This is a genomic window from Cupriavidus sp. UYPR2.512 (assembly GCF_000379565.1).
In the GTDB taxonomy this organism is placed as follows: Bacteria; Pseudomonadota; Gammaproteobacteria; order Burkholderiales; family Burkholderiaceae; genus Cupriavidus.
The window spans coordinates 60,041-76,463 of the sequence record NZ_KB903206.1; the positions used below are offsets into that span (position 1 = coordinate 60,041).

Below are 16,423 nucleotides of genomic sequence, written 5' to 3' on the forward strand. Positions count from 1 at the left end.
AGGAATCTAGACTTCGCAGAAATATTTGCAGCGCAAATTGCAGCTTTATAGCAATAAATCGAAGCAATTTCAACGGTCTCTTCGATAATATTTGTGCCTCGAAACACGGGCGTGCAAGGCATGGAAACCGCACCGCCCGCTGACCTGATCATTCCCTGCACAAGAGGCCCGATGTTTGCGCATGTTCCTGTCTATCCTGGTGATCCGATCCTGTCGCTGCTGGAAGCATTCCAGGCCGACTCCCGTGCTACGCGGGCCAACCTGAGCATCGGGCTCTATTACGACGACGACAACAGCATCCCGGTGCTCGCCAGCGTGCGCGAAGCCGCGGCCACGGTGGCCGGTCAGTCCGCGCCGCATACCTACCTGCCGATGGAAGGCATGCCGCAATACCGGCAGGCGCTGCAGCGCGTGGTGTTCGGCGCGGACAGCGTGGCGCTGCGCGAGAACCGCGTGGCAACGATCCAGTCGGTGGGCGGTTCGGGGGCGCTGCGCATCGGCGCGGAGTTCCTGAAGGCCTACTTTCCCGGTAGCGAGGTCTGGGTCAGCGACCCGACCTGGGACAACCATGAAGTGCTATTCGCCGGCGCCGGCCTTGCGGTTCATGCCTACCCGCACTACGACCCGCAGACCAACGGCTTGCGCTTCGGCGACATGCTGGCGACCATCGATGCGCTGCCCGCGCGCAGTGTCGTGCTGCTGCAGCCCTGCTGCCACAACCCGACCGGCATCGACCTGAGCCGCGACCAGTGGCGGCAGCTGATCGCGGCGCTGCAACGGCGTGAACTGATTCCGTTTGTCGACATGGCTTACCAGGGCTTCGGCGACGGACTGGACAAGGACGCGTGGGCGATCCGCGCGATGGTCGATGCCGGGCTGTCGTTTATCGCCAGCAATTCCTTCTCGAAGAATTTCTCGCTGTATGGCGAGCGTTGCGGCGGTCTGTCCTTTGTCGCCGCCGATGCCGCACAGGCGGCCCTGGTGCTGGGCCAGTTGAAGGCGACCGTGCGCCGCATCTATTCCAGCCCGCCGCTGCATGGCGCCCGGCTGGTGTCGACCGTCCTCAATACGCCGCACCTGACGGCGCTGTGGGAGGAAGAAGTCGCCAGCATGCGCAAGCGTATCGCGCGGATGCGCGCCTCGCTGCGGCAGTCGCTGGAAGCGCTCGTGCCGGGCCTGTCAGCTGAGTACCTGACGATGCAGCGCGGCATGTTCAGCTACACCGGCCTGCGTGCCGAGGAAGTCGACCTGCTGCGTGAAAAGTACGGCGTCTACCTGCTGCGCTCTGGCCGCATGTGCGTGGCCGGGCTGAACGACGGCAATCTGGAGCACGTGGCTCAGTCGATGGCAACGGTATTGCGCGTGCGCGCGCAGTAAGCCGTCCGATCGCGGCCCCTGCCTACGGGGCCATCCGCTCCCGCCACCATCCGGCGGGTGCCCGACACAAGATCAGGATCCGAGACAAAATGGCCAATCCCATCCAGACGCGCTTGCCCGCGCCGTCACAGCCATTCTCCTGGGCGACGCATGCCGGCTCGCTGATGTTCACCGCCCACGGCGCGGTGGACAGCGCAGGCCAGATCGCCGGCGCCGATATCACGGCGCAGGCGCGGCTCACCTTCGACAACCTCGTCGCCGCCGTGGCCGCTGCGGGGGCCTCCATGACCGACGTGGCGCAGGTGCTGATCTACATGCGCGATGCGCGCGACATGGCGGCGATCGATGTCGTGTACCGCGAATATTTCACCGCACCGTATCCCAATCGCGCCTCGGTCGCGGTGGCGGGCTTCGTCCACCCGGCGATGCTGATCGAGGTCGTCGCCTACGTCCACATCCTGCCGAAGCCCGGCGTCTGACAGCACGAATACCCCCGGCGCCGTAGAGCACGGGACAAAAAAAATTGACTACCAACTGGAGGAGCAATCCAATGAGGAGAGCAGCAATCCCGCTGATGCTGGGAGCCCTGACCGTGGGCGACGCATCCGCGCAGGGCTCGGTGACGTTGTATGGCATTGTCGACCAGAGCCTGCGCTTCACCACCCATGCCAACACCGCCAACGACCACAAGGTCGAACTGACCAACGGCGCGGTGACCAACAGCCGCTTCGGCCTCAGGGGCGAGGAAGCGCTGGGCGGGGGGCTGAAGGCCACCTTCCGGCTGGAGAATGGCTTCGACCCCGACACCGGCAATGCCAACCAGAACGGCCGGCTGTTCGGGCGCTACGCATATGTCGGGCTGTCCGGCAGCCTGGGCACGATCCGGCTCGGGCGCCAGGCGACCGAAGGCTTCAATCTGTTCGGCGAATACGACCCGCTGACCATCGGCAACTACACCGCCAATGCGTGGCCGTACTTCATGACCATCGGCCGCCTCGACAACATGGTCAGCTATGACGGCAGCTTTGGCGGCCTCAGCGTCGGCGCGAGCTACGCGCTCGGGGAGCAGCCTGGCAGCCTGGGCCGCAATGCCTACTGGGGTGCGCGCGCGGCCTACGCCATCGGCAACTTCAGCGTCGGCGCCGTGTACCAGGAAACGCGCGACCAATCTGATCAGGCCCAGCGCATGTGGGGTGCGGCCGCGCGCTACGCTGCCGGACCGGCAAAGCTGTTCGTCGGCTACCTTGGCGGCAAGGATGCCACCGGGTTTATCGACGGCGCACTGAACGATGCCTCCGGCACCGTCAGCTACGGCTCGTACACGGCAAATCCGCGCAAGGACAGCACCTTCTACGCCGGTGCCACCTATCAGGCCACCGCCGCGCTGGCGCTGACGGGCGCGTTCTATTACGACGACATCCGCAACGTGAACGGCATCGGCGGCAATCGTGGCAAGCGCTATGCTGGCGTGCTGCTGGCTGAGTACGCGCTGTCCAGGCGCACGCAGCTGTACGGTACGGTGGACCACAACGTCGTCAGTGGCGGCGCGGCGACCGAACTGCCGGGCCGTGGCAACCAGACTGGCGCTTCCGTCGGCATCCGACACATCTTCTGAGCATCGATCAAACATTATCCAACGAGGGAACGGCGCGTCTGCCGTCCCCGAGGAGTGGTTCATGACAAATTCCACGCAGCAATTCCAGCAGATCGTCGAGCGGGAGAAGGGCCTACGGCGTACCCTAAGCGCCTCGCAGATGGCTATGATCGCCATCGGCGGAGCCATCGGCACGGGCCTCTTTCTTGGCAGCGGGTTCGCCATCGGCTTTGCCGGTCCTGGCGTGCTGGTGAGCTATGCGATTGGCGCGTTCATCGCACTGATCCTGATGGGCTGCCTTGCCGAGATGACGGTGGCGCACCCGACTTCCGGATCGTTCGGCGCCTATGCCGAGCATTACATCAGCCCGCTGGCAGGATTCTTGGTGCGCTATAGCTACTGGGCCTGCATCGTGCTGGCGGTCGGCGCCGAGGTAACGGCGACCGCGTTGTATATGAAGTACTGGTTTCCGGCCGTGCCCGGCTGGTTCTGGATCGTGTCGTTCTCGGGTGCGCTGGTGCTGGTCAATGCGCTGAGCGTCAATATCTTCGGCGCGGTCGAGTACTGGTTCTCTGTGATCAAGATCGCCGCGATCGTCGGCTTTATCGTGCTGGCGGCGTATGTCGTCTTTGGTGCGCCAGAGCTCGTGTCCGGCGGCGCGCAGCGCGCAGGCTTCCATCACTACACGGCACACGGCGGGTTCTTCCCGAAAGGGCTGTGGGGCATGTGGGTGGCAGTGATCATCTCCATCTTCAGCTACCTGAGCATCGAGATGATCGCCGTGGCCGCCGGCGAAGCCGAGGACCCCGAGCGCGCCGTGACGCGTGCCTTCCGCTCGACCATGCTGCGGCTGGTGCTGTTCTACCTGCTGACACTGGCGCTGATGCTGGCGATCATACCGTGGACCGCTGCCGGCCATGACCAGAGCCCCTTCGTTAAGGTGATGGCGGCGATCGGCATTCCCGGCGCCGGCGGCGTGATCAACTTCGTGGTTCTGGTGGCGGCGCTGTCGTCGATGAACAGCCAGCTCTACATCACTACGCGCATGATGTTCAGCCTGTCGCGCGCCGGCTATGCGCCCGTGCGCCTCGGCCAGGTCAACGCGCGCGGCGTGCCGCTGTCGGCGCTGCTACTGTCGACCGGCGGCATTGCGGTCGCAACGCTGCTGAGCATCGTGTATCCGGAGTCATCGTTTACCATCATGATGGCGATCTCGATGTTCGGCGCCATGTTCACGTGGATGATGATCTTCGTCACCCACTTCTTCTTCCGGCGCGCGTGGCAGGCGCGCGGAAACGCGCCGCTGCGCTTTCGCATGTGGGGTTTCCCGATGCTGACGCTCTTGGGCGCGGGCCTGATGCTCGCCATCATGCTGACGACGCTGGCCACCGACGAGTTCCGTATGACGCTTGTCTTCGGCGCGACCTTCCTGGTTTTCCTGACTGCCGCATACTTCGGCTGGTATCGCAGTCGCCGTGCCGGCACGACGATAGCCGAAAGAAAGGCGGTCTGAGGGCCGGGGTGCGCGAGGAGCGCCGACCTTGGGAAGCGAGCCGACTTTGCATGACGTCATTGTCGGCGCGTTCAAGAAGGCGCGCTTCGCTTCCATTGCCGGCCAGGAAGCGCCGCAACTCTCCTCGGTTGTGAATCTCGTTGCAGCGCGGCCACGCGGCACGTTTTCTGCAGGCGGTCTTCCGTCGTATGGCGGTAGTCGATGCCGAAGGTCACGCTGTGGGCAGGCCCCGTGAACGCGAAGGTCCGCTGCACATTAGTGTCGACCGCGCCCCGGAGCTCTTGGTCCATTCCGGGCGCGTCTCAGGGTTGAGAGGGAAGGTACAAGATTGAGTCATCCGGGTATTGCGCAGATGATGAACACGGGCTATAGTTCGGCCTCTTGCAGCAGGGCACGGTCGGCAAGGGAAGGTTGGTAGGCGTTGTAGGCTTATGATTTGTAAGGAAATCCGGTTCCCTTACAAGGCATAGGTCGGGGGTTCGAACCCCTCAGCACCCGCCACTCTCCATCGCAAGGACATGTGCATCGCCGCCAGCAAGCACCGACACAGGAGTGGTAGTTCAGTCGGTTAGAATACCGGCCTGTCACGCCGGGGGTCGCGGGTTCGAGTCCCGTCCACTCCGCCAGTTTTAAGGAAACGCCCGCGTTAGCGGGCGTTTTTTCATTTGTGCGGAGTGGAGGAAGCCGCCTGCGCGGCTTCCGGCGGGAATCGAAGGGCTGCGCTTGCAAGCGCAGCCGCGGCCCGCGGGACGTGGGCGAGTCCCGTCCACTCCGCCAGTTTTGTTGAAAACGCCCGCATCAGCGGGCGTTTTCATTTGCTCCCCCATGTTTCCCACCCTGCACAAAGGGTGCGTGCCCAGCGGCTCCTGATAGAATTGCGGAGTTTGTCTTTCGTGCCAATCCACTACCCGAATCCGCATGCTTGATTTCGTACGCAACAACCGGCGCCTGATGCTCTTGCTGCTGCTGGTGCTTGTTTTCCCGTCGTTCGTGTTCTTCGGCGTGGAAAGCTATTCGCGCTTCATGGACAGTTCGCACGATGCCGCCAAGGTCGACGGCCGCGCCATCAGCGTGCAGGAAATCGACAACGTCGTGCGCGACCAGAGCGAACGCGCGCGCCAGATCCTGGGCGCGAGCTATGACCCGCGCCAGTTCGAGGGCCCGGGCGCACGCAAGGCCGTGCTGGACCAGCTGATCCTGCAACGCGTGATGGCCAGTGCCGTGGCGCGTGAGCACCTGACCGTGTCCGACGCCAAGCTGCTCGAGGAAATCAGCAACCTGCCGGCGATCGCGCAACTGCCGCGCACCAAGGACGGCAAGGTCGACGACAAGGCCTACCTGCAGCTGCTGCAGTCGCAGGGCATGACGCCCGAGCAGTTCGATGCCCGCATGCGCTTCGAGCTTGCCACGCAGCAGTTGGGCGCATCGATCGCCGCGACGGCCTTCGTGCCCAAGTCGCTGCTCGAGCGCCTGATCGCCGTGCGCGACCAGCAGCGCGACGTGCAGGCGCTGCTGTTCAAGCCGGCCGGCTACACTGCCAAGGTGCAGCCCGATGCGGCCGCGCTGAAGGCCTACTATGACAGCCACCAGCAGGCCTTCTCGGTGCCGGAGCAAGCCAAGGTCGAGTACCTGTTGCTGTCGGGCGAGGCCCTGGCCGCGACGCAGGCGGTCACGCCCGAAGAGCTGAAGTCCTACTACGACAGCAATATCGCGCGCTTCCGCATCGACGAGCAGCGCCGCGCCAGCCATATCCTGATCAGCGCGCCGAAGGATGCGCCGGCCGCCCAGCGCCAGGCCGCGAAGGACAAGGCCACCAAGCTGCTGGAGGACCTGCGCAAGCACCCTGACACCTTCGCCGACGTGGCGCGCAAGAACTCGCAGGACCCGGGCTCGGCCGAGAAGGGCGGCGACCTGGGCTTCATGGGCCGCGGCGCGCTGGTCAAGCCGTTTGAGGACGCCATGTATGCGCTCAAGGATGGCCAGGTCAGCGACGTGGTGGAAACCGACTACGGCTACCACATCATCAAGCTGACCGGCATCAAGCCCGCCGAGACCAAGCCGCTGGAAGCCGTGCGCACGGAACTGGAAGCGGAGTTGCGCAAGCAGTTCGCCGACAAGAAGTTTGCCGAGCAGGCCGATGCCTTCGGCAATACCGTCTATGAGCAGGCAGACAGTCTCAAGGCCGCCGCCGACAAGTTCAAGCTGACTATCCAGACCGCTGACAACGTCACGCGCCAGCCGAACCCGGCGCTTGGCGCGCAGAGCCCGCTCAACAACGACAAGCTGCTCAAGGCGCTGTTCAGCGACGACGCGATCAAGAACAAGCGCAACACCGAGGCCGTCCAGGTGGCCCCGAACACGCTGGTGGCCGCGCGCATCGTCGAATACCGCCCGGCGGCCGTGCGCAAGTTCGAGGAAGTCGAAGCCAAGGTGCGCGAGGGCTATATCGCCCAGCAGGCGGCCGAACTGGCGCGCAAGGACGGCGAGGCTCGTCTTGCTGCGCTGAAGAAGGCAGACAGCGCCGACGGCTTTGGCGCGGTGCAGACCGTCTCGCGCGCCAAGGCCGAGGGCATCGCGCCGCAGGCCGTGGAGGCTGTGATGCGCGCCGATGCCGCGAAGCTGCCGGCGGTCGTGGGTGTCGACCTGGGCGCCCAGGGCTATGCGGTCTATCGCATTACCAAGGTCAGCCAGCCTGCTCAGGCCAATCCGGCCCAGCGCCAGGCCGAAGCGCAGCAGCTGTCGCAACTGGCCGGCCAGACCGACCTGCAGGCCTTCTATGAAAGCCTGAAGGCCCGCGCCAAGGTCAAGATGCTGGCGCCGGTGGGTGCCACGCAGGCGCAAGGCGCCGAGTAAGCGCCCAATCAGCCCGGGCAGCACCGCTGCAAGCAAGAACCCCTGCCAGGCGGCAGGGGTTTTTTTGTTTATTCTTACTTCGCGCCGCTGCGCTTGAGCATCGGCTTGAGCTGCGGCCACACCGTATCGAGCAGCGCTGGCTGTGCCGCGGCGGTCGGGTGGATGCGGTCGGGCTGGAACCAGTCCTGCTGCGTGATGACCTGGTCGAGGAAGAACGGCACCAGCCGCACCTTGTACTCGCCGGCCAGCTTCGGATACAGCGAGACGAACTTCTCGGTATAGTCCTGACCGTAGTTGGGCGGGATGCGCATGCCGATCAGCAGCACGCCCGCGCCCGCCTTCTGTGCCGTGCTGACGATGTTGCGCAGGTTGGCCTCGGTGGTCTGCAGCGGCAATCCGCGCAGCGCGTCATTGGCGCCGAGCTCCACCACCACGATGGCCGGGCGGTGCCGCGACAGCAGTTCCGGCAGCCGCGTCTTGCCGCCGATGGTGGTCTCGCCGCTGATGCTGGCGTTGACAACGCTATAATCGAAGCGCTCCTGCCGCAGGCGGTCCTGCAGCAGCGTGACCCAGCCCGCGCCGCGCGCGATGCCGTACTCGGCAGAGAGGCTGTCGCCAAGCACCAGCAGTGCCGGCGCCGCAGCCTGGGCTGGCGCCACGGCCGATATCGTCAGTGCCATGCCGGTTGCCAGCACCAGCCGGCGCCATTTGCCTCGGATCCCAATATCCATGTCTTCTTCCATTCTCGCTGTCGAGTCCCTCGGAAAGACCGTTGCCGACACGACCGGTTCGCTGACGATTTTGCACGACGTGACCTTTTCCGTCACGCCGGGCGAAACGCTCGCCATCGTGGGGGCGTCCGGATCGGGCAAGTCGACGCTGCTCGGGCTGCTGGCGGGGCTGGACCTGCCCACCACGGGCACGGTACGGCTGCAGGGCCAGGACCTGTTCGCACTGGACGAGGACCAGCGCGCCGCCGTGCGGGGCCGCCATGTCGGCTTCGTGTTCCAGTCGTTCCAGCTGGTCGGCCACCTGAACGCGCTGGAAAACGTGATGCTGCCGCTGGAGTTGCGCGGCGAAACGTCGCAGGTGCGCGAGCGCGCCCTGGACATGCTGCAGCGCGTGGGCCTGGGCGCGCGGCTGGGGCACTATCCGCGCACGCTGTCGGGCGGCGAGCAGCAGCGCGTGGCGCTGGCGCGCGCGTTCGTGGCGCGCCCGGACATCCTGTTTGCCGACGAGCCCACCGGCAGCCTCGATACCGCCACTGGCGAAGCCGTGATCGCGTTGATGTTCGAGCTTAACCGCGATGCCGGCTCCACGCTGGTGCTGGTCACGCATGACCGCTCGGTGGCGGCGCGCTGTGGCCGCATCCTGACCATCGACGCCGGCCGCGTGGCCAGCGATGAATGGATGGGCGCGGAAGTCTAGCGGACTAGCTGGCGGCGCCCGCCTTCAGCACCGCGCGGGCACGCTCGATCAGCGATGTGGTGGAGGCATCGTGCTGGCCAACAGCATTCCCGGTCAGCTCGGCCTCGATCGGGCGGGCCAGGATCTTGCCCAGCTCCACGCCCCACTGGTCGAAGGAATTGATCTTCCAGACCACGCCCTGCACGAAGGTGCGGTGCTCGTACAGCGCAATCAGCGCACCCAGCACATGTGGCGTCAGGTCTTCCATCAGCAAGGTGTTGCTGGGGCGGTTGCCCTCGAACACCATATGGGCGATGCGGACTTCGTCCTTCAGGCCGGCAGCACGCAGCTCATCGGCGGTACGCCCGCGCATCAGCGCCTCGGCCTGCGCGAAGCAGTTGGCCAGCAGCTTGGCGTGATGGCCTGCCAGCCGGCGCGGCGGCACCAGCGGCGCGACAAAGTCCACCGGCACCACCAGCGAGCCCTGGTGGATCTGCTGGAAATAGGCATGCTGGCCGTTGGTGCCGGCCGTGCCCCATACCACCGGCGAGGTATGCGTGCGCACGCGCTGCCCGTCAAGCTGCACTGACTTGCCGTTGCTCTCCATCTCCAGTTGCTGCAGGAAGGCGGGAAACAGCTCCAGCGAGGTGGAGTAGGGCGCCATGCAACTGGTCGGCAGGTGCCAGAAATTGCGGTACCAGATGCCCAGCATGCCCAGGATCACCGGCATATTGCGCTCCAGCGGCGCGTTGCGGAAGTGCTCGTCCATGGCGCGCGCGCCGGCCAGCAGGTCGGCGAAGGCATTGAAGCCTACCGCCAGCGTGATCGACAGGCCGACCGACGACCACAGCGAGAAGCGTCCCCCGATCCAGTCCCAGAACTCGAACATATTGGCCGGGTCGATGCCGAACTCGCGCACCGCTTCGGTATGGGTCGAGACTGCGACGAAATGCTTGGCAAGATCATGCTCGGCCACACCGTTGGCGACAAACCACGCGCGCGCGCTGCGCGCGTTGGCCATGGTTTCCAGCGTGGTGAAGGTCTTGGAGCAGACGATTACGAGCGTGCGCCGCGGGTCGAGCCGCACCAGCGTCTCGGCCAGGTCGGTGCCGTCGACATTGGAAACAAAGTGCATGCGCGGCGCGGCACCATCGGCATCGGCCAGGTGCGACAGCGCGCGGCACACCATGCGCGGCCCCAGGTCAGAGCCGCCGATGCCGATATTGATGACATCGGTGATGCGCTCGCCGGTGGCACCCTTCCAGGCGCCGCTGCGCACGCGCGCCGAGAAATCGCGCATGCGATCCAGCACCCGCTGGATCGCCGGCATAACCTGCTCGCCGTCAACCTTGTAGCCGGCGCCGGCGGTCGCGCGCAGCGCTACGTGCAGGGCCGCGCGGTCTTCAGTCGTATTGATATGCTCGCCCGCAAACATCGCGTCGCGGCGCCTGGGCACGCCGGCCTCGGCTGCCAGCTGCACCAGCAGGCGCATGGTTTCGGGCGTGATCCGGTTCTTCGAGTAGTCGAGATAGAGGCCGGCGGCTTCCAGCGAGAATTGCGCGACGCGCTGCGCGCCTTCGCGATCGAACCCGTCGCGCATCTGTGCGTCGCGAAGGGTGTCGTGGTGCCGCAGCAGGGCGTTCCAGGCGTGAAGGTCAGTGGGCATGCAGGACAATCGATGGTTGCGCAAGCCGCGTGGCGTTGCCGGCTCACAAGACAGAGTTGCAAGTATATCGTCAGCGCTACCGGGATCCGGGCTGGCAGCGGCGTCATATCGTTACCACTTGCAACATACCAGCCCGGGCGCAGGCTAAGTATCGGACATTGTCTGACGGCGCGCGCCGCCGAGCCGGCCGGCGATCGCGCGCAGCACCGGTTCGCCGCCTGCGACGCAAAGGCCGCCCAGGCAGATGATGCCGATGCCGGCCGCGGTGGTCCAGTCGGGCAGTTGGCCGAAGGCCAGGTAGCCGATCACGGTGGCGGACAGGATCTGCAGGTACAGAAAGGGGCTCAGGAACGAGGCATCCGCGTACTGGAAGGCCCGGATGACGAAATAGTGGCCCAGGGACCCGGTGATTCCCGCAGAAAGCAACAGCGCACATTGCATCGGCGTGGGCCACGCGCTGAACCAGAAGAAGGGCACGATCAGCGTGGTCAGGCAGGCGCCGGTGACACCGCTCTGGATCAGCGTGGTCATGGGCGCGTCATGCGCGGCAATGCGGCGTGTCAGCATCTGCAGCAGCGCGAACACCAGCGCCGACACCAGGCCCAGGCCGACACCGAGCGGACTGAGCTGGCCACCCGGGCGCACCACCACCAGCATGCCGGCAAAGCCGACCACCACGCCGGTCCAGCGCATCCAGCGGGCATGGCGCCCGGGGCGCTCGCCCAGCAGCCACGGCGACAGCGCCACCACGAACAGCGGCGCGCAGAAATTCAGTGCCGTGGCCTGCGCCAGCGGCATCAGCATCAGCACGCTGAAGAACACCAGCGTCGAGACCAGCATCAGCCCGCCCCGCAGCCACTGCAGCCCGGGCTTTGCCGGCCGCCACTGGCGCCGCCAGCCGGCGGGGCCGAGCAGCAGGAAGATCGCGACCACATGCCCGACATAGCGCACCCATGCCACGGCCACCAGCGGCAGTCCTTGCTGCGTCAGGGTCTTGCTGGTGGCGTCGAGCAGGCTGAGGATCCATTGCCCGATGACCAGCAGGGCGATGCCGGTGAGCAGGTGGCGGCGGTCGGCGGGATCGCGCAGCAGCACGCCGCGCGTCATGCGCGTGCCCCGGCCAGCAGCTGGTTGAAGACGATGCGCGCCGGCGCGTACAGCTCGCTTGCGGTGACGCCGGCCGGCCCGGTGCCCTGGGCGACGAGGGCATCAGCGGCACGGCCGTGGATCCACACCGCCGCCCGGGCCGCGGCCAGAGGCGCCATGCCCTGTGCGAGCAGCGCGCCCAGCATGCCGGCCAGCACGTCGCCGGTGCCGGCACTGGCAAGTGCGGCATTGCCGGTCGGGTTGAGCGTGCATGGGCTGCCGTCAGGTGCCGCGATCACGGTGCCCGATCCCTTCAGCACGACTACGGCCTGCCATTGCGCAGCCAGTGCTGCGGCCGCAGCGGGCCGGTCGCGCTGCACGTCGGCGACGGGAACGCCCATCAGCCGGGCGGCTTCGAGCGGGTGCGGTGTCATCACGCAAGCCGCGCCGCTGGCGGCCAGTGCCCCGGCCAGCGCCGGATCGGCGGCCAGCAGGTTCAGGGCATCGGCATCCAGCACAAGCGGCAACGGTGCGGCTTGCAGCAGCCGCGCAAACTGCTTGTGTGCGTTGGCATCCGTGCCCATGCCCGGACCGATCACCAGTGCCGACATCGCAGCGAGGGCCAGTGCGTCCACGGCATGCAGCATCAGCTCCGGATGCAGCGGATCGAACCGCGGCGCGGGCTGCGCCAGGAAGCCGATATGCACCTTGCCCGCGCCGAGGAATTGCGCGGCCCTGGCGCCCAGCAGCGGCGCGCCGGTCATGCCCAGGTTGCCGCCGATGAGTGCCAGCGACCCATGCGTGCCCTTGTTGCTGGCATGGCGGCGGCGCGGCAGCGCGGCACTGAACAGCGCCGGGCCGTTTGCCAGGCAATGGGGCGCGTCGTCCGGCGGATAGCCAAGCCCGATCGGCGCGATATCGACCTCGCCGGCGCAGTCGCGCCCGTCCAGCGTCAGCAGCCCGGGCTTGGCGGCGATAAAGGTCAGCGTGCGCTGCGCGCGCACGGCCGGCGCGCCCGCGCCAGTGTCGGCGAACAGGCCGCTGGGGATGTCCAGCGCAAACACCGGCAGCGCGCTGCGGTTGATTTGTCCGATCCACCACCCCATGGCGCCGTCGGCGGGGCGGTTCAGGCCGATGCCGAGCAGGCCGTCGACGATCGCAGCGGTGCCGGCGGGCCAGTCTGCGTCATGCGAGGCAGCCATGCCCGCGACCATGCTGACCGGCACGCCGGCTGCATGCGCTTGCTGCAAGGCGGTCGCGGCATCTGCGGGCAGGCGCTGCGGGTCCGCGGCCAGCCATACCTGCACCGCGCGGCCTGCGCCGTGCAGCTGCGTGGCGGCGACCAGCGCATCGCCGCCGTTATTGCCGGGACCCGCCAGGAACAGCAGCGGGCCGGCGGGTGCGTGGCAGGCCAGCCAGCGCGCGGCCGCGGCGCCGGCGCGCGACATCAGCGTAAAGGCGGGCAGTTGCGTGAAGGCGGCGTTCTCGATGCGGCGGATGGCGGCGACGTCGTACAGCGGAACCGGTGTGGATGCCGCTGCATCGAGTGCGAACCAGCCGTCGCCGCTTGCGGGCGAGGTGGCGGTAGAGGCAGTAGAGGCAGAGTGTGTCATGTCTGGTTATCTGGCGGGCCCCAACCCGCAGCGCTCGGGCAGCAGGCCCTCCATGTCGATGTCGGGACCGCCATGGGTGCCGGCGCTGGCGGCGATCTGATCAGCCGCAATCTTGCCCGATCCGCAGCTCATCGCCCAGCCCGTCGAGCCATGGCCGAGATTGAGGAACAGGCCCGGCACGGCCGTAGGCCCGATCAGCGGCGGCCCGTCCGGCAGCATCGGCCGCGCCCCCACCCATTGCGTGGCTTCCTGGTAGTTGCCGGCCACCGGGAACCAGTCGCGCGCGACCTTTACCAGGGTGTTCAGGGCGGCCGGCCGCAAATCGAGCTTGCGCGAGCCCAGCTCGGCCGTGCCCGCCACGCGCAGGCGGTTGCCCATGCGCGTGATCGCGACCTTGTAGGACTCATCCATCAGCGCGCCCAGCGGCGCCTGCAGTTCGTCGCGGACCATCACCGTCAACGAATAGCCCTTGACCGGATACAGCGGCACGTGCAGGCCCAGCGGGCGCAGCAAGCCGGCGCTGTCGGCGCCGGCCGCGACCAGCACGCGGTCGGCGCCCAGCACCTGGCCAGGGCGCTTCTTGTCGGGGTGCGACAGCTCGGCCTGCAGTTTGCCCGCGTGGTCGGGCCTGACGCGCGCCACCTGGGTGTCGAAGCGAAACGATACGCCTGCGGCCTCGGCATGCCGGTGCAGCGCGCGCACGAACATCGGGCAGTTGCCGGACTCATCCTCCGGCAGGTGCAGCCCGCCAGCCAGCGGCGTATCGGCCGCCAGGCCCGGTTCGATCCGGCGGCATTCCTGCGCGCTCACCAGCCGGTGCGGCACGTTGTTCTCGCGCAGCAGGGCCACGGCGGGCGCGGCCAGGTCGAGGTCGCGCGCGGTGCGGAACAGCTGCAGGTAGCCTTGCGACTGCTCGTAGTCGATCTCCAGTTCGCTGCGCAGCCGGTGCAGGCACCCGCGGCTGTAGAACGCCAGCCGCTGCATGCGCAGCTTGTTGGCGCGGTAGCGTTCCAGCCGGCATTCGCGCAGCCAGCGTGCGATCCAGCGCCACATGGCCGGGTCGGCACAAGGGCGGAACAGGACCGGCGCCTCGCGCGCAAAGAGCGTGCGCAGGATCTTGCCGGGCATGCCCGGCGCGGCCCATGGCGTGACGTAGCCGGGCGCGATCACGCCGGCATTGCCGAAGCTGGCTTCCTGCGCCGGCGCGGCGCGGCGTTCGAGCACGGTCACGTCGAAACCGGCCTGCCGCAGGTACCAGGCGGAACTGACGCCGATCGCGCCGGCGCCGATGACGATCACATGCATCGGACTGGAAACCTCCCTATTGCCGCGCCGGCGGGAAATGGCGGGGCCGGGCGGGCCGGCCAATGCTATTTGACTTCCTGCTGCATGACAATGTCCGGCAGCCAGGTCGCCACCCCGGGCCAGATCGTGATGATGGCGATGGCCACCACCATCATCATGAAGAAGGGCAGCGAGACCCGCGCTATGTAGTTGCTGTCCTTGCCGGTCATGCTCTGCAGCACGAACAGGTTGAAGCCCACCGGCGGCGTCACTTCGGCGATCTCCACCAGCAGCACGATGAAGATGCCGAACCAGACCAGGTCGAAGCCGGCCGCCTGCACCATCGGCAGCACCGTCGCGGTGGTCAGCGCGATCATCGAGATGCCGTCCAGCGCCGTGCCGAGCACGATGTAGATTACCGTCAGCACAGCGATCAGCGCCCACGGCGACAGGTGCATCGCCGCCACCCATTCCGCCAGCGCGCGCGGGATGCCGGTAAAGCTCATGGTCACCGACAGGAACGAAGTGGCGCCCAGCACGAACATGATCATCGCGGTCAGCCGCGTGGCCGACATCAGGCTGTCCCAGAACGCCGCGCGCGTAAGCGAGCCGCCCGCCCACGCCAGCGCCAGCGAGGCCACCACGCCATAGGCTGCGGCCTCGGTCGCGGTGGAGTAGCCGGTCACCATGATCCAGGCGATAAAGGCGATCAGCACGATGCACGGCAGCAGCTGGCGGATCGATGCCAGCCGCGCGCGCCAGTTGAAGTGCTCCGACGCCGGGGTCTTGTCGGGGTTGGCCAGCGCCCAGGCCATGATATAGCCGGAGAACAGCAGCATCAGCAGCAGCCCCGGTATGAAGCCGGCCAGGAACACGCGGATGATCGACACGTCCGCCGACACCGCGTACACCACCATGGTGATCGACGGCGGGATCAGGATGCCGAGCGTGCCCGCGCAGGACAGCGAGCCGAGCGTGATGCGCTCGTCGTAGCCGCGCCGCGTCAGTTCCGGCAGCGCCGACTTGGCGATGGTGGCGCAGGTGGCCGCCGACGACCCCGACACCGAGCCAAAGATGCCGCAGCCCAGGATATTGACGTGCATCAGCCGCCCCGGCAGCCAGTTCAGCCACGGCGAGAGCCCGTTGAACATCTGCTCGGACAGCTTGGTGCGGAACAGGATCTCGCCCATCCAGACAAAGAGGGGCAGCGATGCCAGCGTGTATGAGGCGCTCGACGACCACCATGCGTTGGCCAGGCTGACCAGCGCCTCGCGGTCTGAGAACACCACCAGGCCGACCCATGAGGTGACCGCAATGGCCACGGGGATCCACGCGCCGAGCGCCAGGAAGACGATCATCACCAGCAGCAGGATCAGTGCAACGACGACTGTGCTCATCAGACCGTCTCCCCGAAATCGCCGGCGGCGAGCTTTTCTTCCTGGGCCACCTGGTAGCGCGGCTTCTGTCCGCGCACCACGCGCAGCCATTCATCGCCGACCGCCAGCAGGAAGCCGATGCAGCCAAGCACAGCGAAGCTCTGCGGCATCCACAACGGAATCACGATCTGTCCTTGCGAGACATCACCGATGTCCCAGCTCTGCCAGGCGAAGGTGCCCAGCGCCCAGGCCGCGTAGGCGGCAAACGCCAGGCAGATGGTCAGCGAGACCAGTTCCAGCACCCGGCGCCGGCGTGGGCCCACGGCGCCCAGCAGCATCTCGACGCGCACGATGCCGCCATGCTGGAAGGTCTGGCCAAGGATCAGGAAGGCGGACGCCGCGCACAGCCAGGCGACGATGTCATCGCCACCCTTGAAGATCACCGAGGTCTCCCGGGACAGCGACATCAGGATCATGATCACGCAGACGGCGAGGATGCACAGCGCGCCGAGCATGGCAAAGAGGTCAAGCAGGCGGTCGAGCCAGCGCTTGGAGGAGGGGGCAGTTGGCATGATGGACGGCGTCAGGGAGGGAAGGGGCTCCCCGCCATGCCAGCCTGCGCGGCAAGGGTGGGGAGTTCATGGATGCGGGCAG

At 66.9% G+C, this 16,423-nt stretch carries 13 protein-coding genes, 1 tRNA gene and 1 pseudogene; 8 read left to right on the forward strand and 7 right to left on the reverse strand.

The window, feature by feature from the left end; genetic code table 11:
- Nucleotides 1-171 precede the first annotated feature (171 nt).
- From A3A5_RS0136340 to A3A5_RS0136370, 7 genes and pseudogenes are all read left to right on the forward strand, one after another.
- On the forward strand, nucleotides 172-1,377 hold the full coding sequence (locus tag A3A5_RS0136340; protein WP_018315343.1) for an amino acid aminotransferase: 1,206 nt from the start codon (nucleotides 172-174) through the stop codon (nucleotides 1,375-1,377).
- A gap of 89 nt (nucleotides 1,378-1,466) precedes the next feature.
- Nucleotides 1,467-1,856, forward strand: coding sequence for a RidA family protein (locus A3A5_RS0136345; RefSeq protein WP_018315344.1), 390 nt, complete (start codon nucleotides 1,467-1,469; stop codon nucleotides 1,854-1,856).
- A gap of 71 nt (nucleotides 1,857-1,927) precedes the next feature.
- Nucleotides 1,928-2,992: a porin gene (locus A3A5_RS0136350; protein ID WP_026201482.1), complete on the forward strand. Its 1,065-nt coding sequence runs from the start codon at nucleotides 1,928-1,930 to the stop codon at nucleotides 2,990-2,992.
- A gap of 61 nt (nucleotides 2,993-3,053) precedes the next feature.
- The gene (locus A3A5_RS40080) at nucleotides 3,054-4,484 is read left to right on the forward strand and encodes an amino acid permease (protein WP_035814496.1); all 1,431 of its coding nucleotides are present in this window, start codon (nucleotides 3,054-3,056) and stop codon (nucleotides 4,482-4,484) included.
- 34 nt (nucleotides 4,485-4,518) lie between these two features.
- A pseudogene (locus tag A3A5_RS45930) lies at nucleotides 4,519-4,632 on the forward strand (LysR family transcriptional regulator); the annotation flags it as partial.
- A 401-nt stretch (nucleotides 4,633-5,033) separates the two neighbouring features.
- Nucleotides 5,034-5,110 (forward strand) — tRNA-Asp (locus A3A5_RS0136365).
- A gap of 292 nt (nucleotides 5,111-5,402) precedes the next feature.
- The gene (locus A3A5_RS0136370; RefSeq protein ID WP_018315348.1) at nucleotides 5,403-7,337 is read left to right on the forward strand and encodes a SurA N-terminal domain-containing protein; all 1,935 of its coding nucleotides are present in this window, start codon (nucleotides 5,403-5,405) and stop codon (nucleotides 7,335-7,337) included.
- Nucleotides 7,338-7,411: 74 nt separating this feature from the next.
- Here A3A5_RS0136370 and A3A5_RS0136375 read toward each other — a convergent pair whose 3' ends face one another.
- Nucleotides 7,412-8,068: an arylesterase gene (locus tag A3A5_RS0136375; protein WP_026201483.1), complete on the reverse strand. Its 657-nt coding sequence runs from the start codon at nucleotides 8,066-8,068 to the stop codon at nucleotides 7,412-7,414.
- Between A3A5_RS0136375 and A3A5_RS0136380 the strand changes: the two genes are divergently transcribed.
- Nucleotides 8,067-8,765 (forward strand): ABC transporter ATP-binding protein, encoded by a 699-nt coding sequence (locus A3A5_RS0136380; protein WP_026201484.1) that lies wholly within the window; start codon nucleotides 8,067-8,069, stop codon nucleotides 8,763-8,765. The two genes, A3A5_RS0136375 and A3A5_RS0136380, sit on opposite strands and share 2 nt — an antisense overlap.
- A gap of 4 nt (nucleotides 8,766-8,769) precedes the next feature.
- On the opposite strand, the gene pgi is transcribed toward A3A5_RS0136380, so the two are convergent.
- The 6 genes from pgi to A3A5_RS0136410 all read right to left on the reverse strand — a co-directional run bounded on the left by pgi (nucleotide 8,770) and on the right by A3A5_RS0136410 (nucleotide 16,341).
- Complete coding sequence (gene pgi / locus A3A5_RS0136385) at nucleotides 8,770-10,410, reverse strand: glucose-6-phosphate isomerase (RefSeq protein WP_018315351.1); 1,641 nt, start codon at nucleotides 10,408-10,410, stop codon at nucleotides 8,770-8,772.
- Nucleotides 10,411-10,554: 144 nt separating this feature from the next.
- Nucleotides 10,555-11,517 carry a DMT family transporter gene (locus tag A3A5_RS0136390; RefSeq protein ID WP_018315352.1) on the reverse strand — a complete coding sequence of 321 codons (963 nt, stop codon included), beginning with the start codon at nucleotides 11,515-11,517 and terminating at the stop codon, nucleotides 10,555-10,557.
- Nucleotides 11,514-13,109, reverse strand: a complete 1,596-nt coding sequence (locus tag A3A5_RS0136395; protein ID WP_018315353.1) for a bifunctional ADP-dependent NAD(P)H-hydrate dehydratase/NAD(P)H-hydrate epimerase — start codon at nucleotides 13,107-13,109, stop codon at nucleotides 11,514-11,516. Before A3A5_RS0136395 ends, A3A5_RS0136390 begins: the two co-directional genes overlap by 4 nt.
- 6 nt (nucleotides 13,110-13,115) lie before the next feature.
- Complete coding sequence (locus A3A5_RS0136400) at nucleotides 13,116-14,414, reverse strand: D-amino acid dehydrogenase (protein WP_018315354.1); 1,299 nt, start codon at nucleotides 14,412-14,414, stop codon at nucleotides 13,116-13,118.
- A 65-nt stretch (nucleotides 14,415-14,479) separates the two neighbouring features.
- Nucleotides 14,480-15,790: a TRAP transporter large permease gene (locus A3A5_RS0136405; protein WP_018315355.1), complete on the reverse strand. Its 1,311-nt coding sequence runs from the start codon at nucleotides 15,788-15,790 to the stop codon at nucleotides 14,480-14,482.
- Nucleotides 15,790-16,341 (reverse strand): TRAP transporter small permease subunit, encoded by a 552-nt coding sequence (locus tag A3A5_RS0136410; RefSeq protein WP_018315356.1) that lies wholly within the window; start codon nucleotides 16,339-16,341, stop codon nucleotides 15,790-15,792. Before A3A5_RS0136410 ends, A3A5_RS0136405 begins: the two co-directional genes overlap by 1 nt.
- Nucleotides 16,342-16,423: the final 82 nt, after the last annotated feature.